We start from the raw sequence: 21,772 nt of genomic DNA on the forward strand, positions 1-21,772 counted from the left end.
GAAAAAGAAGCGCGCCCGGGGTGACTCGAACACCCGACCTGCTGATTCGTAGTCGAAGGGAATCCCGGGCTAATTGTGTGATAACTCAACGGATGAGCGCTCCTCGTTTTTCCCCTGTGCCACATTTGTGCCAGTCGCCGGGCTAGCGGCGCGTCCGGGATCCTCGAAAAGCGCAGCCAGCGCGTTGACGGCCTTCCGCCTGTTCTCGTCGTTCGGGTTGATGTATCGCGTCGTCGTCCGGATGTCCCGGTGGCCGAGGATCTGCTGGACCGTCGTGAGCGGGATCCCGGCCGTGGCCATGTACGTGCCGGCGCAGTGCCGGAGGTCATGGAAGTGGAGCTCCGGGAGGCCCGCTTTCGCCCGCGCGGCCTCGAAGGCCTTCTTGCAGTCGACCAGGTGCCCCCTCCCCCATCGGCCCGCGAAGACGTAATCGCCCTTCCGCTCGATCGAGGCGAGGACGCTGAGCACCACGGAATTCATGGGCACCCGGAGGAACTTCACGCTCTTCGTCCGTGCGAAGGAGATCACCCCATCCTCGAAGTTCACCTGGGACCAGCGGAGGCCCAGGATCTCACCGCGACGAAGGCCCGTGTTCAGCGCGATAAGAACGATCTTCCTGAGCGTATCGTCCGCGGCCTCGAGGAGCGCGGCAACCTGGTCCCTGTTCAGAATGTAGTCGCGCGACTGCTCGGCGTAGAACGAGACAGCCTTGACCGGGTTCTCTCCCCGGAGGCGGTGCTGCTTCAGGGCCACGTTGAACATGTTCTTGAGGACCGCGAGCTCACGATTGACGCTCGAGCCCTTCCTCTCCCGGGTCCTGGGCTTACCGTCGGCGCCGGCCTTGCAGGCAATCCGCTGCTTCATCCGCTTCTGTTTGTAGGCCTCGACCATCTCGGGCGTGATCTTCGAGAGCGGGATCTCGCCGAAGTGGCTGGCCAGGTGCTTGATGTAGCCCCGGACCGAGCGGATGGATCTGGTGCCGGCCCTAATCTGTTCGTACTCCTTAGCGAAGCCGGAGAAGTGGAGGGCCTGTTTCCGTTCGAAGCCCAGGGACCCGCGCTCCACATCGGTCCTTTTCGCGGCGAGCGATCGCAGCGCCTCGTCCTTCAGGCCAGAGGCCTTCTCTCGCTTCCGGCAGCCATCGACCCAGAAGTCGATATACCAAACCTTCCCGCGCTTGTAGATTCGGCCCTGCCCGGGTACTCGAATATATGTGCTCATGGCGAATTCCTGACCCTTAGTGTCGGGCCGGGATTTGGGCCCCGGCCCTCTGTGAAGGTCAGGCGATGGCCGGCTCGGCCATGAGTGCGTTGATGCCCTCGCAGATCCGCACGTAGTTCATCAGTACGTCCGCTATGGCCCTCGCTTGCTTCGGATTCACGAGGAAGCCCAAATTCCGGCTCTCGTCTTGCTCCAGGTGGACCTTGAAGTAGTCGTGAACGTCATCCGGCCCATCGATAGCGGCGCTGTTCTGGATCCTCAGGGGCACCTCGTCCAGGTTAAACCAGGGCGTGAGCTCCTTGATCCTGTTTTCCGGACCAGGCTCGATTTGAAGGACAAGCTCGGACCATTCGCCCGTCCCCGGGGTGCCGAGATCGATCGAGGCCGGCTTCCCCGCCGCCAGCTCTGCGAAGTGTTCTGGCTTCACGATAAGCCTAATGGATCCGGCGATCTTCATCGAGGCGCCCTGGTTGAGCTGCGCCACGCGCCCCTTCGTCGCGTTCACGCAAGCACCTCGACGAAGCCGGCCGCTGCGCCATGGCCCGGGTCCTGCCGCTTCGCGGGCCTTTCGTCAGGCCGGAAGAAGCCGTCCGCTGCGCGGAGGTTCCACACGGGAACGGGCTCTTGAGCCCGCCGTTCCTTAGCGCCCGTCATGGGCCGGCGCCGTTGCCCGATGCGCTTAGTCATAGCCACCCCCTAAACCTGGTATTTTTCTCGAAAGTCGGCCCCGCCTTTGATGAAGCCCTGGAAGTCTGCCCGCTCCACCCGCCAGATGCGCCCGTTTCCGGGCTTGAAAGCGCGGAGGCGGCCAGATATGATCCAGCGGATCACCGTATCGCGCTCGACTTTGAGAAGCTTCCCGATTTCATTGACGGTCAAGAAAGCGTCCAATCCCCTTCTCCATGCGGCTTCTAGCCATCTCTATACGGTATTATACGGTCTTAAACGGCTAATGTCAAGCCCCCCTATGAAAATAATCCCCCTCGTGCTAATATCCTGCCTGACATGCCCGAAGAGTTGATGACCAAGGCCGAGGCGGCGGAATTTCTTCGGATTAGCCTTGATACCCTCGAAAAACTCATGCGCCGGGGCCTCCCCTATGTTAAATTTGAGCGCCGGGTCCTCTTCCGGAAGCGCGATATCGATAAATGGCTGGAATCAAAGGTCGTGCTGAGGCATCCGAAATAGCGTCCCGGCTTCAAATTCCTATTCTGCCCTTCTCGGCACTCCCATAATCTATTGCGCCGGTGGCGCGTCCCGACCTCTTCCGATCCTCGTCCGCCAGCAGCGGCCGGCTCGAAAAGGCCTTCCGGATAAAGCCGCCCAGGGTGGATTTCGGCGATAGCCCCCTTCTCCGTTATCGGGTCTTCGGGCGGCCATCAGAGGGCTCCCTTGTTATGGTCGAGGTGCCGCTGGAGGAGCGGGACGATCTGCCGGCGGGTCACACTCAGCACGTCCGAGCCGTCGAGGGCTCGGATGTTGAAGTTGAAGATCATGCCGGCCGCGGCCGGCGCGCCGATCCGCCCGGCGCCGGCCATCGCCTGCTGGACGAGCTTAATGAGCTTCGCCTCGGGCAGCACGTACTCGGTCCCGTGGCCGATCTCGGCGATCGTGGGCCGGTCGAACACGCCGCCCTCCCGGAACTTGAGGACCTTGGCGAACAGGGCGTTGATGGCCGCGAAGGCGCCGGCCGCGGCGATCAGGTCGAGCGGGAACGGGAGCTTGGCAAAGATGTTGGCGATGTGCCGGGCCAGGGCCTTCATCTTCTCCGCCTTCCCGACCGTGATCGCATTCTTAATTTCCACGACAGCCATGAGCTCCAGGCCCGTGACCGTCTCCTTGACGAAGTTCTTAAAGATACTGCCGACGCTCTTGAAGATCGATCCGGTGCTGTCGCCCCAGGAGATCGACTGGGAGATCATGTTCCCGATCGCCTGGTTCCAGACCTGGCTGAGCTCGGTAGCGCTCCTGGCGGCCTCGGCGTTTGCCGCGGCGATCTTCATCGCCTCCTGGACGATCGGCCCGGTTGTTATCGGCTTCGGGAGTTCCGCTTCCGCGGCCTTCTGGGTGAACGGGATGGGCTCGGGGAGCTTCGTCCGGCCCAGGGCCGCGGCCTGCATGGCCACATAGATGTCCTTCGTCGCCCCGTAGAGCTGGACCCTGAGCTCCTTGATCTTCTCCTGCAGGGCCTGGATGACGCCCGTGTCGCCGGGCGTGATGCGCCGCATTTCGGCCAGGGCCTTGATCGCCAGCTCGAGCTGGCCCCGGAGTTCGTCTCCGCCTTTGATCCCGAGGTCCTCGAGCCATTTGGCCAGCTGATTGGCCGCGGCACCGGTCTCCGAGAAGCCGCGCTTGGCTCGCTCCGCCTCCTCGGCTTCCTGGGCCAGGATCTTGGCCAGGGCCGCGGCCGCGGCCTTGCCGAGCATGTTGCTTTTGATCCATTCGACGAGTTGGGCGCTCGAGAGACCGTACTGGATCCGGAGGAGCGTGATCTCTTGCCTGTTCCAGCCGATGGCGTCGGCCATCTTGGCGAGCGACTCCCCGGCCCGGTTGTTGGCGTCAATCGTCTGCTCCGCCGCATCCTTGAGTTCCCGGCCCAGGTTGCCGCTGAGCCGCTTGATCTCGTCGGCCAGACTGGTAATGACGTCCTGGAGAACCCCCGTCGAAAGAATGGCCTCGCCGAAGGACTTCTTTGCCTCCTTCCATTCGAGCCCGAGCCTCTTGACCTTCCCGGCGTAAGTCTCTGTATCGGCGACCGCCCGGCTGTAAAAGCCCTCGAGGGCCTTCATCAACTCCGCGTGCTTGGCTGACTCGGTTGTCGCGTTTCGGATGGCGGGGACCAGTTGGCCGATCGCCCGATAGTTGCCGGACATGGCCTTGGCGACCATCTCGGCCGCGCCCTGGAGATCCATGGTGAAGACCGCGGCCAGGCCGATCGCGCCCCTGGTCGCGGCCTTGATACCCTGCTCGTCGAGATTCGTGAGTTGCAGGAGCAGGCTCTCGGCCTTTAGGATATTGTCATCCGTCTCGAGCCCGGCCGCCTGCAAACTATCGGCATAACCCTGGAGGTTTTTGACCATCCCGGGCATCGTCCGGCCCGAAATGGCGAAGGCTGTATTCAGACCCTTGAGAGCCTTCTCGTACTCCGCCGCCTCATTGATTGAGTCCGCGAAGAAGCGCTCGACCTCGGAGATCACCTTGCTGAAGATCGAGGTTATCCCAATGGCCGTAACGAACTGGCCGGCCATCGAGGAGATCGCGCCCTTGAGGAAGCCGACCGATTTGCCGGCGCCGGCCCCGGATTGGCCCAGACCCCGGACGCCCTCCTCGAGCTTCTTGATGGTCGCCGACCCCTTGTCGTCGATCGTGACCGTGAACTTGATGTCACCCATCGTTCTTCTGGTTCCTTTCCACGCTCCGGGTCATCCGCGCAGCATAAAGATTGGCGCTGGTCTCGGCCTCGCGCGCGCCTTCGGGCGATCCGAAATCGAAGAGTCCGGATCGGTAGTCCGAGAGATGTTTGGCCTCATGAAAAATCGAGGCGGAGATTTCCTGGGCGGGCTGGTCGGCATTCATAAATATTTTGGGCTTGCGCCATCCCCTGCCGTTGCCAAGCGCCGAACCGACGGGGTGTGTCGCCGCCCAAAATCCCCCTTCCCGATCCACGGAGATGGGACCATCCTTGGGCAAGGCCTGCGACGTTCCTGCGATATGGCATGCGATCTCGCCTAGAAGCCGCCGGACCCCTGCCAAGCCCTCGAGCACCTTGGCTTGAGACTCCGAGACCGGGCGAACCCAGCGGATCTCTATTTCGGGCAGCCCCAGGTCATCCCGGGCTCGCCGCAGCGCGCAGTCCGCAGCCGTGATCTTCCCAGGATCGACGCGCGCAGCCTCAATGATCTCGTAATAAACCTCGGCCACGGGCTGGTCTTTTCTGGATCCTCAGTCAAGTTTGTAGCCGTTCATTTCCGAGCGCTTTTTGAACTCGGCCAGGAAATCCGGATAGCCGACTTGGGGCAGGAGTGTCAGGTCCGGCCTGCCCGTGGGCGTCAGCCGGGCCCGCTGGGGTCCGGAGAAAAGCGCGTTGATCTCGAGATCGGCTTCCTCCTGGATGCTGAGCAATTCGCGCTCGACAGCCGCGGCGGCATTGAGTTTCAGCCAAAGGTCCGAGAGCTTTGCAGCGTAGGCGCCCCGGTATTTCGCCGTGATCTCTTCGATGACCACGGGTTGAAGCGCTTTTATCTCGGGCTGGAACAGCCGTCCGGACTCTTCGGCCCTCTTCACCTCGGCTTGGAGGACCCGAACCTGGCCGAGGAGTTTGTCCGCGGCGTCGCGTTTTTTTTGCCATCCGGACTCGGCCACGGCCTCAGCCAAAAGGGCCTCGCGCTCGACCGAGTCGTAGGCCCTCTCCTTTTCTGCGAACTTTTCCCGCAGGGGCCCGAGGTTCGCGGCATGGGCCGCGGCGGCGTCGTTAAGCTTCTTGAGTTTTGACAAGGCTTCGTTCATTAGAGATTCTCCTTTTTGAGTATTTCCATGAGAGACAGGGCCCCCAGTTGGAGCTTGAGAAGATCTATCCTTATGGCCAGATCATCGAACTGCACGATAAGCCGGCGCTCGTCATCGGGCCGGACGATGATGGGGCCCAGGCCGTATAAAAGCTCGATATCGTCCTCGTGGCCCTCGGCTGAAATATAATCGTCGAAGGCCGGCATCTTGACCTGGCTGGGATTAGCGCCTGGGCAGGCCTGGAAGACGCAGGGGCTGATCTCCCAGAGGTCGATCTCCTTGAGCAGCCGGCCGGGCGAGGATACGGCCGGCCCGTCCCGGATGACCCGGAAGCCGACCGACAGGCCGTTGACCGCCTTCTGCTTCATCAGGGACCTGGTCTCGGCGCCCCGCTGGACGTCCAGGTTGAGCTCGCCCTGGATCTTCAGCCCCTTCTCGTCCTCCTCGCCCCGGATGATCCCGATCGGCTCCATCACGTTGTGCGACCAGAGCATCGGGAAGACCTTTTTCTCGCGGAGGGTCTTCTTGAAGGCGCCGCGGGCGACGATGTCCCCATAGGCGTCGACCGTATCGAAGACCGAGGCGTAACCCGTGAAGGTGCCCCGGTCGTCATCCATATCGGTCAGGGTGAACTTGAGGTCTTTGGTTTCAAGCTTCTTGGTCATGGGTTTTCATTCCCCTCGGAAGATCCTCGGTGGAGATCTTCCCGCTTCCATCTCTTGAGCTCGACGATCAGGCCGTCGAGCAGTTCGATCCTTCTCCCGGTCTCCTCCATGCTTTCGGCGGTCGCCCGGGGATCATTAAGCCGAGCCGAATAGTTCAGCAGCATGAGTGCCGCCGATTTGGCCCTGGTCCGAAGGAGGCCTAGGAGCATTGACGCATTAGTAATTTCCATCAATTTCCCCCTATTCGACCGGGGCTCACCAAGCCCGCGGACCCCTGCCCGAAATGCGGAAGGCTTCAACGCAGGCCCCGGCCGCCGCCACGGCCACGTCATCGTGTCCGCCATTTGGATAGTGATCGATTAGTTCGCGTCCGCCGGCGCGCGTTCGCCGCTCGAGCCCCGCGAGTTGGGCGGCCATGCGCTTGTTTTCGAGGAGTTCGACCGTCCCGTTCGAGACGAGCGGGAGGAAGTTGAGATAAATCTCTGACGCCGGGAGCTCCGACGGGTCCACGATTATGCCGTAATTCATAAAGGCGCTAGATACCCACTCCCCGGCGTACCTGTCCGCCCGGACAGAATAAACCCCGAACGCCTTGAGCATTTCGGAGAATTCCCGCACAACGTCTTCCGGGACGAATGGAGGGCGGCGCTCCCGCAGGACATCCAGGATGATCTTTCCGGAGGTCCGGTCCTTGTGCGCTATCCCGAGCGTCATGGAGTCCGACCGGCCGCCCGAAGGATCGCAGAAGGCCACATAATCGGCCCCTTCGGCGCGCGGGAGTTCGGGCCGGCCTGGGATGAGCACGGCTTCGATCATCTCCGGAGAAAGGAACGAGGTCACATCATCCCGCCATTCGGCCTCCCACTCGGCCAGGGCCGCGGCTTTGTCGGAGGCCAGGGCCGTCTCGATCGTCTTCTTGTTGATCGTGGGGTTCATGACTGATGTCGGCGCCTTCCAGACAAGCGATCCGCCGGCCTTCCCGAAGTGCTGGCGGAACTGGTCCCAGAGAACGCCCTGCCGGCTGTACGGCGTCGAGATCCCGATGAGAACCGATTCGGCTACCGTGGCCAGCGCCGGCCGGATCGCCGCCAGGACCTCCCGATCCGGATTGGCCCCGGTTTCCTCAGAGCGCCAGAAGGCCATCTCCTCGAGTATCGCGGCGATGAGCGTATAGCCCCGGACGGAACGGAAGCTGCAGGTCTTAACCGTGATGTTCACTGAGTTCCGTAGCTCCAGCGTCTCCTTTGTTTCCTGGGCGATCATCGTTCTAAGGCTCGGATTCCCGTTGAAGATTCCCGAGATATAGCCCTTGATGATGCCGGCCTGGGCTTTGTCGACCGCAACTATGAAGATCCAACCCTTTTCGCCCGGGCTCAGGAATTGTCGCCAATTCTTGAAGACGGCCAGGTAGGAGGCTATAACCGCGCTCATGAACGACTTGCCGGACCGCCGGCCGCAGATGACGAATGATTCTGTGGCCGGCTCTCGCGGTGCAGCATCAAGGCCCGTCGCGGCCCGGAAGAGTTCGATATCCTTCGGCTCCTCGATCCCGAGCCCGAAAAGCGCCCGAAGATAAATCTCCCAGGAGTGCCAGGTCTGGGGATCCCGGAAGAGGGGCCGAAAGACTTTTGGGCTGCTGATCGCCTGGACGATATTCATACTGCCTCCCGCCGGAATTCCAGGAAAGCGGCCAAGCAGAGAAGCGGAACCCGGATCATCGCCAATCGTTGCCGGAGTCGCCCGCGGTCTCTGGATTCAAAAAGCTCTTTGACCATCCGCCCGGTATTTAGGAGGGTCAGTTTAGGGTCGTCTTCGAGAAGCGCGATCCATAGGAAAAGAGTCATCTTCTCAAGCGTGTATGGCGGGGCAGCGACATGGCTGATGATCCTCTTGATGTCGCTTTTCAAGATGTTCTCAGCCAGGGTGATGGAGTTCTTGGTGAATCCGATCGCCCGCTTCCTGTCCAACTTGATGGATCGTTTTTTCACGCTGCCCTCCCGAGCCTGCGAATCTGACCTCGCAGGCCTTCGGCCCGGCCGGCGTTTAGGGCCGCCTCGAGCTCGGTTAGAGACCAGGCCAGCCCCCGACACCTTGCCGAGCAGAACCGCTTCCGCTCCCCCCGGCTGCCCGGCTTCATCTCAGACAGGCAGGTCTCGCACGCCCAGAAGGACTCGGGCGCCGACTTAAAACCATTAACGGTTTTCTGCGCGGACGAGGCCGGGCGGCTGCCGTTATGGACGAGCCCCTCGCCGTTCGCTTTACAGAAACCGTTAACACCGCCATTCCGGCTCGACCTCGGGCTGGTTCGAAACCCCATTTCGCCCACTCGGCCAACTTCCTGGTCAGCCTCTGCGCCTGATTCAGAAGCAATGGGGACCCTGGTCTCGCCCTTGACGAGGGCCCGGCCTTCATAAATCCTGTCCTTACTGTGTTTGTTCATGCGTCGTTTTCCGGGCCGGCTTCCCCGCCGCCCTGGTCCTTAGCCGCGCCGCTTCGAGATCGCCTCTCTTGCGCGATTTCAGAGGCCCGTTGACCGCCCTCTCCGACGCCCCCGCCCGGACCCGGTCCTTCCGGGCCCTTGTCGTTGCCCCGGCCGCCCGACGATCGCTCGTCCTGGGCCCTCCCGGGGCCATTTTCCACGGGCGCCGGCGCTAGTTCGCCCTGGCCGTCGCCGCTCCCGTTGCCCGGGCGGGCCTGCGCCTCGGCCTGGTCGTGCTCGCGGATGATCTCCGCGATCGTCAGGATCGGCCCCTCGGGCAGCTTCTGCGAGGCCAGCCGGGCCGCGGCCTCGAGGTTCAGGCGCTCGAGGTTCGAATAGGCCACGAGCTGGTCGCAGAGGACGGAGTGCATCTCGAGATTCCCCTTGGCCAGGCTGTCGCCGCGCATGACCCCAGCCCGCTTGACATACAGCATCCCGAGCTCGCGGATGAGCCGGGCATCGTGCGCGCCGGCAATCAGAACCTCGACGTCCGCGGGGATTTGGTCCCCGCCGTACCGCTGGCGAACGGCGGCGTAGATCTCCCTTACCCGAGCCTGCGTTCGCTTCCAGGAACGGGCAGAGGGGAGATTCATCGGCACCTGGCCCCGTTTCTCCAGGCCGCGGATCCCGTGCTTGGTGCCGGCCTTCTTGGCCCCCTCGGCCTCGAGCTTTCGGAGACTCATGCTCATCAGATCACCTGTCCAAAACCGCACCGATGGCGGCCGAATCTAACTTGTTCCTGGTCAACAACATGGGGTTTTGGGCCTTCTCCGGGAACCCCAATTCACTGGCACATAACTGGCACAAGGCACCCTGGACGGGGCCGCTTTCCCCGAGAGAACGCAACCGGGCCTGTTGATGCCAAGTCAACGGGTCGGTCGGCTGCCGGCGGGGAGCACGGCCGGCTTGGGCGGTCGCGGTCGTCGCGCTGGCATTCCACGGCGCGGGCCTTATGGGACTTATGAGATTTATGGTATTTATGGGACTTATGGGACTTATGGGGGCGCTCATTAGTCCCATTAGTTCCATTTGTCCCATTAGTTTCATAACACTCTAGACGGAGACTTATAGGATTCGGGCAGTTCCCAGAACGATGACCGCCTCTTTCCAAAACCGGAAGTCTTGTGCTGAATGTTCAGCCGTTCGCGTGCCCGGAAGAGCGAGCTTCGGCTGATTCCCACGGCGCGCGCAGACTTGAGGATATCCGCAAGTTCGACCGAGCCGGCTGCCAGGTGGCCCGTCAACCAGCGGGTCGCAAAGGGGCCCTCCGCCGCTTCTTTTCCGGTGGGCACAGATAGGCTCTCGTCGGCGCCGATGTCGGCGGGCCCATCTTCGAATATTAGGGCCAGATCCTCGCCGATCCGGAAGGCCAGCGGGTCCGGTTTGCGGCAATAGTTCATCTTGAGCGGCCTCAGGAAGCGGCGGTCCGGATCCGCCGGGTCCTGCGTCACGGCCAGGATTGAGCGGGCGATGCCGGCAAAGGCAATCGAGCCTCCGATCCGGTAGATGCCGGCCTGGTCCGTCCTCTTGTTCAGGTGCATGATGGCCAGAACCGCGATTCCCCTTTCTTCGGCGAATTGGACGAGGGGGGTAAGTTTGGTCCTGACGGCCGGGTCCTTGAAATAGTCCGTCTCGCCGATATAGCCGTTGAGCGGGTCGATAATCAGGAGCCGGACATCGGGCATCGTCTGGACCACAACCCGGATCTTCTCGAGATCTGCCTCAATATCGAAGGCCGAGTCCTTAAGGACGATGATCTTTGAGAGGTCGGCGCCGTTTTTGAGCGCCCGGGGCTGGAGCGCATATGCCGGCGAGTCCTCGGCGGAGAGATAGACGGTAGGGGCCGGATCCTGGTCCGGGCCTCCGGGAAGGCTGGCCCCGACGCTGAGGCGCGAGCTGATCCACGTTGCCACGAAGCTCTTGCCAAGCCCCGGATCGCCGACCAGGAGCGTCAGCATCCCCATCGGGATCCGGCCGGGCCAAAGCCAGTCAATCTCCCGGCCCTCGATCTCGCTCAGGCGTTTGAACGTCGGTTCCCCGATCTCCCCCTCGGCCTCGAGTTCGAGCCGGCGGGCTTCCTCAGCCAGGCCGGCGATCTCGTCGAGATCAGCACCTTCCTGGGCAGCCAGGCCTTGCATGCGGCGTTTCGTGTCGTCGGCCAGCTGCCTCAGGATCCGGGCCCGGAAGTCCTTGGGCTTCATGGGCACGAGGCCGGAGGTGATGGCATCGAGATAGGTGGCAATCCCATTGCCCTTGACCTTCTCGGCGATCGTCACGAGCTGCACGGGCTCTCCCGCAGCCCCAAGCTCCTTGAGCGCCTCCCAGACGGCCCGCTGTTCGGCCGTCTTAAAGAAGCCCCGGGGGATCGGGGCGGCTTCGCGCAGCTCCGGAAACTGGACCAGGAAGCCGAGACTGAAATCGCGGTCGCTGAGGCTCATCTTGGCCCGCTCTCTGCCGACCAGCCCTTCGGCAGCACCGCGCGCCGGGCCATCCAGCGGTCAAGCAGGACCCGGTCATAGAGCGCACGGCGGCCGACCTTGACATGGGGGAGACGGCGCCCGGCGGTAAGCTTCTGGACGAAGCTCACGCTCAAGCCGACATAGGCCGCGGCGCCGGCAACATCAAGATACCGAGCGTTCATATCAACTCTCTGATCCATCCCCTGCCCCGGCATCTTCAGGAAATAATTCCTCGACCGGAATCTCGAGGGTGTTGGCCAAACGGATGCGCATCTGAAGATCAGGCCAAAGCCGGCCGTGCTCGACAAAGCCAACCCATTGGCGGGATCGACCGACGAGCCGGGCAAGGGCCCGCTGGCTCAGGCCGCAAACCAACCGAGCTCGGAAAAGGTCGCTGCCCCTGCGGCCTAGCGTTTGGCTAGGGCGCGGCATTAAAAAAGAGTTGGCGAAATTGTCCATTGGTCTTCTCTTCTCACCCGGGGTCGCGTCCGTTCTGCGGCCGAACGCGGGCCGATAGAAAAACGAAAGATTTAAAACGGCGCTGACGGGGAATAATCCGCAAGAGTGTCGCGAAGGGTGCTGTCCCCCTACTTATTTAGACCCTGCGAAATTGAAAAATGACAAATATTAAAAAAAACAGCGGGCCCACCGCTATGTATCGAGGCCGGGTGGCGACCGGTGCGAGGATCAAACACCTCGCCACACTTGCAACACTTGGCCCTTGTTGCTTTTTTCATCCTGCTTAAAGTATGGCACGGCGATTTGGCCGGGTGTCAGGATTTGCGGCACTTACCTCCCGTTAACATGGAGGCGGGTGCCGCTAAAGGTGGAGGGATTCCCCGTTGACAAGGTCGTCAACGAGGATGGTCTTGTAGCCGGCGGGCTGGGGTCTTCCGGGCCTCTTGCAGAAGTTCAGCGTGTTTCTTGAATATCCTCGATGATTCGCCGTATTGGCGCCAGGCCTTGCCCTGGTGGTATCGGAGCTCTCCGGCATGGCCGCATATCGCCCCACAGACGCGCTCGACGGAAAGAACGATGACTTCCTTGAGCTTGTGATCCGGCCCTAAAACTACGACCTCGCGGTCCGGCGCGGGCTCTCGCCGTTCCTTCACATTTTCCGTATAATCAGACTTCGATTGAGGGAGACATTCTGTCCCGTAATTCGGATTCACCCGGATCCGGGCGCGCGGACCGTGAAGAAGCCCCAGGCTCCGGGGCTTGAGGCCCGACGGCGGAACCGGTTTTAGAAGGCCAAAGATCGGGTTGTCTTTCTGTTTATTTAACTCCCCTATCTTTTTGAGGAGCCACTTCTTATGATGGACCTTTTGCCGATACGTTGCCGGCCGACCTCCCGGCCGCCAATTAACCGCAGCCATAGGAACAGATTCGACCATGCCCGGCGGCGGTATGCCGCAAAGCTGCAGCGCCCGCCCCCAGCCCCAGCATTTGCCCTCTTTTTGAACAAGGGCGTTCATCGCATATATGAATTTCTTTTTAGCGTCGTCCGTTGTGATTCGCTCAACCGGATCAGAGAGATATAATCGGCCCGGGCGGGTATCCTCTGATTCGAAATAGGGCACGGCGTCCGGCCGATCGAACACAGAATCATCGTTTGAGAGCGGCTCGTCGTCTTCGGTAACCAGGTCGCCGCATTCGATCCGCGCCCAGCCGGGCCCCTCCTCCTCGTTTGCGGCTGCAATCGCCCGCGCCTTATCCTCGAGACTCAATTTTGGGCATATACGGGAGGCAATCTCTTCTTGTTTCCGGTGCAAGAAATCTGCCCGTTCGTTCCTGATGACTTTTTTTAGTAAGGCCCCGATAGATTGAACCCCATGCACGCCCCGCCAGTTTGGAGATTTCAGGGCATTAAGGCACCTCAGATAGGCGTCGTGGCAGATATCGGGCCATTCTTGGATAAGAAGCGGATCTCCGCGGAATCGTCGGGCGCCCCGGTCTTTTTCCTTTTTAAGCGCCTTGTCAAGTTCGGAACACGTGCGGCTTCGGCTAGTTCCCTGAGCCGAGGCTCCCAACTGCGGCCCAGCCGACTGAATCTTCTTTCGACGCCGGATTTGACAGCCGACCCTCCCGGGTTCATGAAGAAAGGGGAGCGTATCGGACCGCATCGACTCGTCTCCTTGGCCCCACCATCGACCCGCTGCAGTTGGTCGGGGCGGCGGGGGGGGGGCGCCTTTTTGTTTGCCTCTCCCCTAAATATCGGTTACGTCTTCCAAATATGCAAGGCGCGCGTTCATTTATCACCAATACATTGATATTAATGATTTTGCAGCGGGCTTAGGTTTAATCAATCGCCTGGGCGTCGCCTCTTTTTGGTTAGCGATTCTGAATCTTATGCGGGCCCGGACAAGCTCTTCATTTCCCGGGTGAGTGCTGATCCAGTCCTTCCGCTTCATCTCTGCCCCCCGGTTGTAAAACCCATGGCGGGCTCAGGCTGAGCGGCGAAGATACCGCTTTCGGGAGTAGCCCCGGGGTCGGACCACATAGGGGCAAGAAGCCTATTGTGTATCAGGGTAAAATTGAGCATAATCGGGCCAGCTGGAGGAACAATGGAAAACAAGCCAAAAGCACCGGCCGGCCCAAAGCCCGTACCCATCCCGGCTCCCGCAGCTCCAAAACAGCCAGTCCGGCCGCCAGATACCAAGGGGCCGGGGAGGACGATGCCGGCGAAGAACAAGTAGCTAGTCTCCTGAAAAGAGATGGGCGCGCTGGCCCCTCTTAATCTGGTAGAACCTATCCAATTCTTGATAGCCCCCCTTCTGTTTCTTAGTAAAGGATTTCGCTGCATCAGGATAGTTCTCGGGCAAATCATCGATCCACCCCAGAATGAAATCCTCGTAATACCTTTTCATCTTCCTGGAAAGAAGCTTCGCGTTCGCAAGAAAGACGAGCGCCTCGAGTTCGTTCAGCAGCCGCACAATCCAGTTGTGCTGATCGCTGAGGCCCTCTTCGGGCTTGGGGGTCTCGGCCAAAATCGATGAGATCCTGGCCCCAATATCGCTGAACATGGCGGCCTGGGTCGCCTTCCGCTGAAGGCGAAGGGTCTCAATTACAAAGGCTGCGGCAAGTGCAAGAATAAGATTGCTGAGCGTCATAATGATATCCTTGTTGTCCAGTAGCCAGCTCCTCATTCTGGGCCTCCTTGCTTCTTATACGACAATAGAACAGTAAAGAGGCTTTGATTGCAAGGGCGCTGTCGTTTGTGCCACATTTGTGCCACTTGAAAGGGAAAACATGGGCAATTTGGGGCAAGTGTGGGCAAAATGAGCGGAGGCCAGGGGTGGGCCCTAAACGGCTGATTTCACGGCTAATATGGGGGAAAAAGAGAGCGCGCCCGGGGTGACTCGAACACCCGACCTGCTGATTCGTAGGTATCTGGCCCCTAAGCGTAAAGGGCGGGGTTGCTAGAAGATACGGGCACGGCAGTTTTCTGAGGTGACGCTTTTCTTTCCAATTTCGTTCGGGTGCCCAAAACGAGCCCGGCCATCCGCGCTTGGATGTCCAGGGGATAGGGCGTGACATAGAGCGCCGTGATGTTGATATCGGAATGGCCGAGGATATGCTTGAGCGTCACGAGGTCGCCGAAAACCGGCTTGCCGAGAAACCGTGTCGCGAACGTGTGGCGCAAATCGTGAAAGTGCAAGTCCCTGATCTTGGCTTTCCGCTTCGCGGTTGCCCAGCTCCGCTTGATGGAGGCCCAGGGTTCGCCGGTCTCGGGGTTGTTAAAGACATACTGGTTAATTTCGGGCTGCCGCTTCAAGACCTCGGCCAGACTGGGAACAATCGGAATTCTGCGCGCTTCCCCGCTCTTGGTTTCATCGCCCCGAAGGACGATTTCCGGACGCTTGGCCCTAAGGTCGAAGGCTGCCCGGCGCAAGTTCAGGATTTCGCCGAGCCTCATGCCGGACCACAGGGCGCATTGGATAATGTCGAGCAGATGGGCCGGGGTAACGGCCACAAGGCGCTGCTCTTCCGCCGGAGACAGGATTCGATAGCGCCTCTGTTCGGCCTTCTTCCTCGGGAACATCTTGATCTTCTTGTTTAGGAACGGGATCGGAAGGTCCGACTCTTCCCGCCAAGTGAAAAGCTTTTTGAGACAGGCTAGTTCGCGATTGATGCTAGAAAGGGCATAGCCCCGGGGCCCCTCAATCTCGAGCTCCTTGGAATCTTTCTCATAGGTTTCGGCCTGCCGCCTCTGCTTGTAGTCCATGATATCCGAGGGCTTGAGTTCGGCGAAGACGATCTTGCCGAGATGAGCCCTGAGATGCGCGAGGGAGGTTGCATAGCTTCTCTCTGAAACTGCGCCGACACAGCATTTGGCGAAGAATTCGTCGGCTACCGCGTTGAACGAGGCAGGGTCGGGACTCGCCGGCAGGAAGACGCCGTTCTTTTCTGCGACGGCCTCCTCCCCTTTCTCATGCCGGAGCTTGTCCAGGACCCGTTGCGCAACCGTCTTGTCTATGCCGAGCAGACGGATATACCTCTTGCCATTGATGCGGACGTCGAACCAATAGCGGCCGTCCGGGCGACGCCGAAGGGTTCCAGGCTTATAGTGCTTCATCGAATTCTCCTCAAAGCTCCGCAGTTGGATTGTGTCCCGCAGCGCCGCGGCGGGCCCACTCATCGAGCTCCTGGGGGCTGAATGTCACGGTCGAAGAGGCGCCGCATTTCGGGCAGCGGAAGACCACGATCAACCAGCCGTCCGCGCGCCGCTCTGATGTCTCGAGCGGAACGAGGCAGCGGCCGCAGTGCCGGTCTGTCAGGTACGGTCTCCGTCGATCTTCGGTCATGCTGTCCTCCTGGCCCTTAGTGTCGGGCCGGAGCGCGGGCCCCGGCCCTCTGTGAAGGTCAAGCGGTGGGCTGGTCAAGCCGCTTCGCGCAGCCCCACCAAGGCCGCGCGGGCCGTGCAATAGGCCGCGAGAACGTCGCGCAGCTGGCGGGCCTGTTCGAAGCTCAAGGTAAGGCCTACCGCAACGTCCTTGCCATCGCACAGGGCAACCCAATAATCCTGGGCCACGGTGTCTTCCGGCCGCCCGACCCCTGGCTTCTGTTCGTGATCGAGCCGGAAGGCCCGTGCGCCGGAAAAAAGGAACATGACATCGGCGCTCTTGATTGCCGTCGCCCCATCCAAGTCGATCGCCCCGCCCTTACCGGGCATTCCGATTCTGCCGAAAAGCTCCATGAGGACCTCCTTTAGGGATTTGATTTGTGGCCAACGCGGGCCGCATAAACGAATCAAGATCTGCCCGGCGCACGCGCCAATCGCGGCCGGCGCGAAAGGCCGGGAGCTTGCCCGACTGGACGAGCCGCAGGGCGGTCACCCGACCGACCCGTAGGGCCGCGTAAACTTCCTTGAGGGTCAAAACCGAGGACTTCTCTGTCCCTTTTAAATGGTCCATTTGAGTACAATATAGTATCGTTGCCTGTGTTTGTCAAGGGCAGAATGGAGATGCTTGATAATTCAGTCATCCTGCTTTACTGGTCAATCAAATTGCATTATAAATAGGGTATGCGCTATCCCTTCTGGAACGTCGAAGAGGTGATGGAATATCTTCAGATTGGTTCGCGGACTACGATGTTCAAGCTGCTTAAGCAGGGATTCCCCCACGGCAAAATCGGCAAGAGGCTCGTCTTTAGAAAGGACGATATTGACGCGTGGGTAGAAGCGCAGATCGTTTCGAAACCTAAGAAGAACAGTAAACGGCGCGTTTCAAAATAGCCGGCAACGCTGCCTCGGGCACGTCGAACTCGCCTAGATTCTCATTCATGTCGCTATGCTTGCTCTGCCGATTTATCACTCCATTATTGTGCTCGTCTTCGATATGGCCCGGATAGGCAAAAGGCGCCTTGACAAGATGTGTTGCGGTCCCTAGAGTACCCCCGGCAAAACGGAGCAATCGTGAGCGACACGGTGCGGCCGGACACGAGCCTGAGTCAAGAAATCGATGATTGAAGCGAATATTTTGCCCGGACTCAAAAGTATTTTAAAAATATTTATGTCCAGGAAATGGTCAAAAAATGTTGTCAAAACGGGCCATTCTTTACCAAACACGACTATTATCTTATATCTATCATGTCCATAATACTAACATTATCTATAACCTACGTTGAAATATAGGGAGATCGATGGTAACGTCAGGTTGAGGATGATCAGAGCATAAAAAAGGGGCCAAGGGGACCAAGCCCTAGCAAGACACAGCCCCCAAGGCCAGCGAGGTGAACCGTGATGGAACACGCCCGCCGCGATTATTCTGGGCTAAACTGGCGAAGCAGTCAACTCGAAGCCCCCATCCTTCCTTGCGGTTTCACCTCAAATCTATTCAAACGCGAGGAGAGGAATCATGCTTAAACCCAAATCCATGCCGGCTAGGCGATGGCTTCGAGTCAACGAGGCCGCCGAATACCTGGGTGTCCACCCAGTATCGATCCGGCGTGGCATCAGCAAGGGTGACATTCCTGCCGCCAAGATCAAATCCGTTGGCTGGCGCGTCGATGGCTCGAGGCTTGACGCCATTCTTGAGGCGGCCTGCGGCCCGAAGCGCTGAGCCCTTATAGCGTACCACTCCGGCCAGCGTGTCTGGCCGAAGCATTCAAATATTACAGGAGGCCAAAAATGGCCAATGCAAAGAATATCCCGCCCGATGGCCCGCTCCGGGTCGATAAAATCCCCAGGTTCGTCAGCCAAGACATCTATCTCAGCGCGTTCCTTCTAAGCAGAGGGGCCAAACTTGTCTCATCGTCTACCGTGAACGGCCGAGTCAGTTGGACATTCGAGGCGATGAACGTCGAGGCCCTGGTCTTTGCGTTCAACAATAACGCGGCGGTCCCCGTCATGGATTTTATCTCCAGAATGCGGACTCTGCGCAGCATGACGCGGAGCGCCAGACCATGACCGGCGACAATCTGTATCAACCAACCGAGCGCGACTATACGCTCGGGTTCTATATCGAATATCCCGCCCTCCGCGATGCCGTCGAGATCCCGGCCGGGTTCTTCTCTGCCAGCGCAGAGCAGCGCGCGGTCTGGGCGGTCATCGACGAGCTCCGGGCGGCCGGTGACCCGATCCAGCCTGTCACCATCCTAGAGAAGTGCCACGAGAACGGCAACCTCGGCTATCTGTCGGCAATCACCTCGGGTCTCGGTCCAATGAAACCCGAGGAGTTCCGCCGCCGAATCTTCCGACAGCGCTCTGGGGATGCCCGGAAGCGTCAGCAATCCCTTTCCGCCGCGCAGCTGCCCGACTGGGACGAGGTTGATGCCGTTGCCGAAGAGGCACGCCGGCTTGAACTTGACGCTGAGGGGGAGCGGAGTGATCCCGGCCCGGTCCTGATGACGGGGGCAGAACTCCAGGCACTCGATATCAAGGTCGAAGAGGTTGTCTCGGGCGGGCTCGTCTATGAGCAGAGTCTTGGATTCTGGTACGGAGCGACAGGAACGGGCAAGACATGGCTTGGGCTCCAAATCGCCGAGGGGGTAGAAAGCGGCCGCTCCGTTCTGGGCCTGAGAACGAAACAACGCCCTGTCGTATATGTAGATTACGAGAATCCGCTGCCCGTCCTGGCCGAGCGCGTTCGATGCCTGAAGATCCAGGGCGTTCAGTTCTGGACCCTCTCGGCGAAGATGCCGCCGCCCAAGCTCGACAGTCCCGAATGGGAACTCTTCAAGCGCCTCCCAACCGGAAGCCTTATGATCTTCGACACGAGCCGGTCAAGCCACTACCTCGATGCGAACCTCGGAGAGACAGCCGCCCTTATCATGGGCCGTCTCAAAGAGCTCCGCGATATCGGCCATGAAATCATCCTGCTTCATCACACAACGAAGGCAGATGACCAAAACGCAACGGGGTCCCAAAATTGGTACGACCTGGCCGATCATACGATTTCGCTCTGCCGCGTCAGGCGTGGGACGCTCGAGGAGGTCGATGATGGCGGTGCCTATGATTCGGGGGCACTCTTATCGCTAGGCGTCGGCAAGAAAACCCGCTTCGCCCCATCGCCCCGGATTTATCTCACCCTTGACCCGAATGCGGGAGGTCTGGTTCTCGCCGACAGCCCAGACGCGGAAGCAATAAGCACCCTGGCAGAGTACATCGCCGGCGAAGGGTGCGGGAAGAACCAGACAGACATCATCCAATGGGCCAGCGACGAGGGAATCGGGTCCAAGCACAGGGCATCCCTCGCCGGCATCCTCCGAAGAGGCGAAGGCATACGCTGGCGGGTTCATAAGGGTCGATACGGAGCGAAGATCTATGAGCCCATCAGTTGACCGTGATGTTGTTCCTGTTCCCCCTAAGAGGGGGGGAACATGGAACAGCCCGCTTCACCGCTATTCCAGAACAGGTGGAACAGCCCTGGAACAGCTGGAACAGGGCATGATTCTCCCCAAGGCAACCTGTTCCTGTTGTGCGGAACAGGCCAATGCAAAACGGATGATTCTGACCGCCCCAAAAAAGACTAGCTGTTCCAATGGGCATGGAACAGGCCGAATAGGCCGAAATAGGAGCGTTAAGCACTCGCCCCGGGCGCCTGCCAATGCTCCCCTATCCGGCCCTGCGAATGGGGGGCGGTCCTGTCCCCATATATCACAGGGCCATATGGGGAAATTGAAAAGCCGGGAGGCCGCGTCTTGCCAAATTGGCCATTTTGGGGGCGGGCTACTTTCGGCGTTTTCCCGCGTTATTTGCGCATTTTCAACATGTTAAGGACAGGAGACGATTCCAATGCCTGATAGATCGAAAACCGACGCCCTGGCAGTAGCCGAGAACGCGGCCCGGAAGCCCCGCAAGAACGCCAAGACGGGCCTCTATAGCTGGGTGAATTCCAAGCGACTACCCAAGGCCAGAAGCTTCCAGAAGACCCGTCGCGAGCTGGCGATCTACCGCGACGACCTTATCCGCGAGTATGGCGGCGAGAAGATCAGCCCCCAGGCCCTGGCGCTCGTGGACGCCACTTGCGAGGCAATGGCCGTGGTCAAAATCCTGGGTTGCTACACCAGGCAATTTGGAGTTATCGACAGCCACGCGGCCAAGCACGGGACGCTATCCCTTACGCCTCTGCTGTCCAAGTCGTGGGTCAGTTACCAGAACCTTATCCGCCAAAACATCGCCCAACTCGAAGAACTCCGCAAGGCGCGGGCGCGGGATAACGAGGACGGCATGGCAGAGTTCCGCCGGTACATCGGTCTCGAGCCTTCGGGCAAGGACGGCACCTATGAGGCCCCCGAGAAGCCCCAGGACGCGCCCCAGGACGCGCCAGGGGGGCGAACGGCTGGGGGGCAAGGGTCAGGGCAGGGGGAGCCGTCATGATGCGTGGAGGGCGGTGCAGTTGCGGGCATGTCTTCGACCTCGAGATCCTGCCCCGCGCCGACCATAACGGCCCGGTCCCGGTCCGCTTCGCGTGTGCCGACTGCGGGCGGTCAACCGTGGTGCCCGTGACGCCGCGGTCGTTGCTCCATTGGCTACGAGTCCGGGAGCGGCTGCATCGCCCCGAGGGGAAAGCATAATGGCGAAACGGCCAGGGATTAGGGCTGGTGCTATGCGGACGGCCGTTAACGGGGCGACCTCTGCGTCACCAGGCCAAGGGGACGCCAACTGCCCGGTCTGCCTGGGCCCCTTGCCAGCTGGTCGGCGGCTATGCGGGCCGCGGTGCCGTATGCGAAACTGGGCGATCCACGAGCTGGAACGGGCGCTCGAGGCGGACGAGGCTGATGGTCTCAAGGACGATATCCGCGCCTTAGCGAAGTCAATCGGTCCTGGCGGGAAAACCTGTCAACAGGCCAAGTGCCGATTATAGAACGATTTATAAACAGCCGTGTATCGTGCGCGATGTCTCTCAAGACAATGAATATAAACGACATACGGTCAATAATGGGCCTTCGGCATGTCAATTCACCGGGATATAATGAAATTGTGGGGAAGAATTCTCCTTCCCCGCGTTCCCCTCGATCCCCCGGAGATTCCCATGCGTAGTCGTCTGCTGCCTTCCCTTGTACTTTTGCGCGATCTGAATGGTTGGGGATTTGACCATTTAGCCAAGCGGCTGCGCGTGTCCGAGCGGGAGGTCCGGCGCTGGTTCAAGGGGGAGGCCAGCCCGTTACCGAAACATCGCCAACGTATTCGGCGATTTATCAGCAACCATTTCATCTAGGAAGAAACTCATGGACGTTGATGTCAACAAACTCAGGGCCGAACTCGGCATCTCGATGGAGGCGCTGGCGCGAAAGCTGGGCGTCTCATATATATCGGTATTCAACTGGTCTCATGGAACGCGCAAGCCGAGCGGCCTGGCGAATGACCAGCTTGTCCGCCTTGCCCGCCAGGTTGCACGGCAGAAGGAGCGCGAGGCGGCTGCCAAGCGGATCGCCGAGGCCAACGGGGAGATGCTCCATGTCACATAAGATCCGCCTCGACCGGAAGCGGCCGCTCCGCT

24 protein-coding genes are annotated in these 21,772 nt (G+C 60.3%); 6 read left to right on the forward strand and 18 right to left on the reverse strand.

Going from position 1 to position 21,772, the window contains the following annotated elements; translation table 11 throughout:
- Positions 1 to 69: 69 nt before the first annotated feature.
- The 3 genes from ABFD52_04935 to ABFD52_04945 all read right to left on the reverse strand — a co-directional run bounded on the left by ABFD52_04935 (position 70) and on the right by ABFD52_04945 (position 2,112).
- Positions 70 to 1,221, reverse strand: a complete 1,152-nt coding sequence (locus tag ABFD52_04935) for a site-specific integrase (GenBank protein MEN6560103.1) — start codon at positions 1,219 to 1,221, stop codon at positions 70 to 72.
- A gap of 58 nt (positions 1,222 to 1,279) precedes the next feature.
- On the reverse strand, positions 1,280 to 1,726 hold the full coding sequence (locus tag ABFD52_04940; GenBank protein MEN6560104.1) for a hypothetical protein: 447 nt from the start codon (positions 1,724 to 1,726) through the stop codon (positions 1,280 to 1,282).
- A 191-nt stretch (positions 1,727 to 1,917) separates the two neighbouring features.
- Complete coding sequence (locus ABFD52_04945; protein ID MEN6560105.1) at positions 1,918 to 2,112, reverse strand: excisionase family DNA-binding protein; 195 nt, start codon at positions 2,110 to 2,112, stop codon at positions 1,918 to 1,920.
- A 129-nt stretch (positions 2,113 to 2,241) separates the two neighbouring features.
- Here ABFD52_04945 and ABFD52_04950 point away from each other — a divergent pair, with 129 nt between their 5' ends.
- The gene (locus ABFD52_04950) at positions 2,242 to 2,409 is read left to right on the forward strand and encodes a helix-turn-helix domain-containing protein (GenBank protein MEN6560106.1); all 168 of its coding nucleotides are present in this window, start codon (positions 2,242 to 2,244) and stop codon (positions 2,407 to 2,409) included.
- Between the two features lie 191 nt (positions 2,410 to 2,600).
- On the opposite strand, the gene ABFD52_04955 is transcribed toward ABFD52_04950, so the two are convergent.
- The 15 genes from ABFD52_04955 to ABFD52_05025 all read right to left on the reverse strand — a co-directional run bounded on the left by ABFD52_04955 (position 2,601) and on the right by ABFD52_05025 (position 16,744).
- The gene (locus tag ABFD52_04955; protein ID MEN6560107.1) at positions 2,601 to 4,613 is read right to left on the reverse strand and encodes a hypothetical protein; all 2,013 of its coding nucleotides are present in this window, start codon (positions 4,611 to 4,613) and stop codon (positions 2,601 to 2,603) included.
- The gene (locus tag ABFD52_04960; protein MEN6560108.1) at positions 4,606 to 5,142 is read right to left on the reverse strand and encodes a hypothetical protein; all 537 of its coding nucleotides are present in this window, start codon (positions 5,140 to 5,142) and stop codon (positions 4,606 to 4,608) included. Before ABFD52_04960 ends, ABFD52_04955 begins: the two co-directional genes overlap by 8 nt.
- 21 nt (positions 5,143 to 5,163) lie before the next feature.
- Positions 5,164 to 5,727, reverse strand: a complete 564-nt coding sequence (locus ABFD52_04965; GenBank protein MEN6560109.1) for a hypothetical protein — start codon at positions 5,725 to 5,727, stop codon at positions 5,164 to 5,166.
- On the reverse strand, positions 5,727 to 6,392 hold the full coding sequence (locus ABFD52_04970; protein MEN6560110.1) for an HK97 family phage prohead protease: 666 nt from the start codon (positions 6,390 to 6,392) through the stop codon (positions 5,727 to 5,729). The genes ABFD52_04965 and ABFD52_04970 overlap by 1 nt, the downstream gene beginning before the upstream one ends.
- Positions 6,389 to 6,556 (reverse strand): hypothetical protein, encoded by a 168-nt coding sequence (locus tag ABFD52_04975; GenBank protein ID MEN6560111.1) that lies wholly within the window; start codon positions 6,554 to 6,556, stop codon positions 6,389 to 6,391. The genes ABFD52_04970 and ABFD52_04975 overlap by 4 nt, the downstream gene beginning before the upstream one ends.
- Positions 6,557 to 6,647: 91 nt before the next feature.
- The gene (locus ABFD52_04980) at positions 6,648 to 7,823 is read right to left on the reverse strand and encodes a hypothetical protein (protein ID MEN6560112.1); all 1,176 of its coding nucleotides are present in this window, start codon (positions 7,821 to 7,823) and stop codon (positions 6,648 to 6,650) included.
- Between the two features lie 224 nt (positions 7,824 to 8,047).
- Complete coding sequence (locus ABFD52_04985; GenBank protein ID MEN6560113.1) at positions 8,048 to 8,380, reverse strand: hypothetical protein; 333 nt, start codon at positions 8,378 to 8,380, stop codon at positions 8,048 to 8,050.
- Between the two features lie 448 nt (positions 8,381 to 8,828).
- Positions 8,829 to 9,560, reverse strand: coding sequence for a hypothetical protein (locus tag ABFD52_04990; GenBank protein MEN6560114.1), 732 nt, complete (start codon positions 9,558 to 9,560; stop codon positions 8,829 to 8,831).
- Between the two features lie 354 nt (positions 9,561 to 9,914).
- Positions 9,915 to 11,309, reverse strand: a complete 1,395-nt coding sequence (locus tag ABFD52_04995; GenBank protein ID MEN6560115.1) for an AAA family ATPase — start codon at positions 11,307 to 11,309, stop codon at positions 9,915 to 9,917.
- Positions 11,306 to 11,512: a helix-turn-helix domain-containing protein gene (locus ABFD52_05000; GenBank protein ID MEN6560116.1), complete on the reverse strand. Its 207-nt coding sequence runs from the start codon at positions 11,510 to 11,512 to the stop codon at positions 11,306 to 11,308. Before ABFD52_05000 ends, ABFD52_04995 begins: the two co-directional genes overlap by 4 nt.
- A gap of 672 nt (positions 11,513 to 12,184) precedes the next feature.
- A complete protein-coding gene (locus ABFD52_05005) occupies positions 12,185 to 13,453 on the reverse strand; it encodes a hypothetical protein (protein ID MEN6560117.1) in 1,269 nt (422 codons plus the stop codon).
- A 573-nt stretch (positions 13,454 to 14,026) separates the two neighbouring features.
- Positions 14,027 to 14,476, reverse strand: a complete 450-nt coding sequence (locus ABFD52_05010) for a hypothetical protein (GenBank protein ID MEN6560118.1) — start codon at positions 14,474 to 14,476, stop codon at positions 14,027 to 14,029.
- Positions 14,477 to 14,727: 251 nt separating this feature from the next.
- Positions 14,728 to 15,906 carry a tyrosine-type recombinase/integrase gene (locus ABFD52_05015; protein ID MEN6560119.1) on the reverse strand — a complete coding sequence of 393 codons (1,179 nt, stop codon included), beginning with the start codon at positions 15,904 to 15,906 and terminating at the stop codon, positions 14,728 to 14,730.
- Positions 15,907 to 16,209: 303 nt separating this feature from the next.
- Positions 16,210 to 16,527 carry a hypothetical protein gene (locus tag ABFD52_05020; protein ID MEN6560120.1) on the reverse strand — a complete coding sequence of 106 codons (318 nt, stop codon included), beginning with the start codon at positions 16,525 to 16,527 and terminating at the stop codon, positions 16,210 to 16,212.
- Positions 16,493 to 16,744, reverse strand: a complete 252-nt coding sequence (locus tag ABFD52_05025; protein ID MEN6560121.1) for a helix-turn-helix domain-containing protein — start codon at positions 16,742 to 16,744, stop codon at positions 16,493 to 16,495. Before ABFD52_05025 ends, ABFD52_05020 begins: the two co-directional genes overlap by 35 nt.
- A 942-nt stretch (positions 16,745 to 17,686) precedes the next feature.
- On the opposite strand from ABFD52_05025, the gene ABFD52_05030 reads away from it, so the two are divergent.
- The 5 genes from ABFD52_05030 to ABFD52_05050 all read left to right on the forward strand — a co-directional run bounded on the left by ABFD52_05030 (position 17,687) and on the right by ABFD52_05050 (position 21,740).
- Positions 17,687 to 17,890 (forward strand): helix-turn-helix domain-containing protein, encoded by a 204-nt coding sequence (locus ABFD52_05030; GenBank protein ID MEN6560122.1) that lies wholly within the window; start codon positions 17,687 to 17,689, stop codon positions 17,888 to 17,890.
- 68 nt (positions 17,891 to 17,958) lie between these two features.
- Positions 17,959 to 18,237 (forward strand): hypothetical protein, encoded by a 279-nt coding sequence (locus tag ABFD52_05035; protein ID MEN6560123.1) that lies wholly within the window; start codon positions 17,959 to 17,961, stop codon positions 18,235 to 18,237.
- A complete protein-coding gene (locus ABFD52_05040; protein ID MEN6560124.1) occupies positions 18,234 to 19,610 on the forward strand; it encodes an AAA family ATPase in 1,377 nt (458 codons plus the stop codon). The genes ABFD52_05035 and ABFD52_05040 overlap by 4 nt, the downstream gene beginning before the upstream one ends.
- A 454-nt stretch (positions 19,611 to 20,064) precedes the next feature.
- Positions 20,065 to 20,649, forward strand: a complete 585-nt coding sequence (locus ABFD52_05045; protein ID MEN6560125.1) for a hypothetical protein — start codon at positions 20,065 to 20,067, stop codon at positions 20,647 to 20,649.
- Positions 20,650 to 21,500: 851 nt separating this feature from the next.
- Positions 21,501 to 21,740 carry a helix-turn-helix transcriptional regulator gene (locus ABFD52_05050; GenBank protein MEN6560126.1) on the forward strand — a complete coding sequence of 80 codons (240 nt, stop codon included), beginning with the start codon at positions 21,501 to 21,503 and terminating at the stop codon, positions 21,738 to 21,740.
- The last annotated feature ends 32 nt before the right edge of the window (positions 21,741 to 21,772 follow it).

The organism is Acidobacteriota bacterium (assembly GCA_039683095.1).
GTDB lineage: Bacteria > Acidobacteriota > Aminicenantia > Aminicenantales > Saccharicenantaceae > RBG-16-66-30.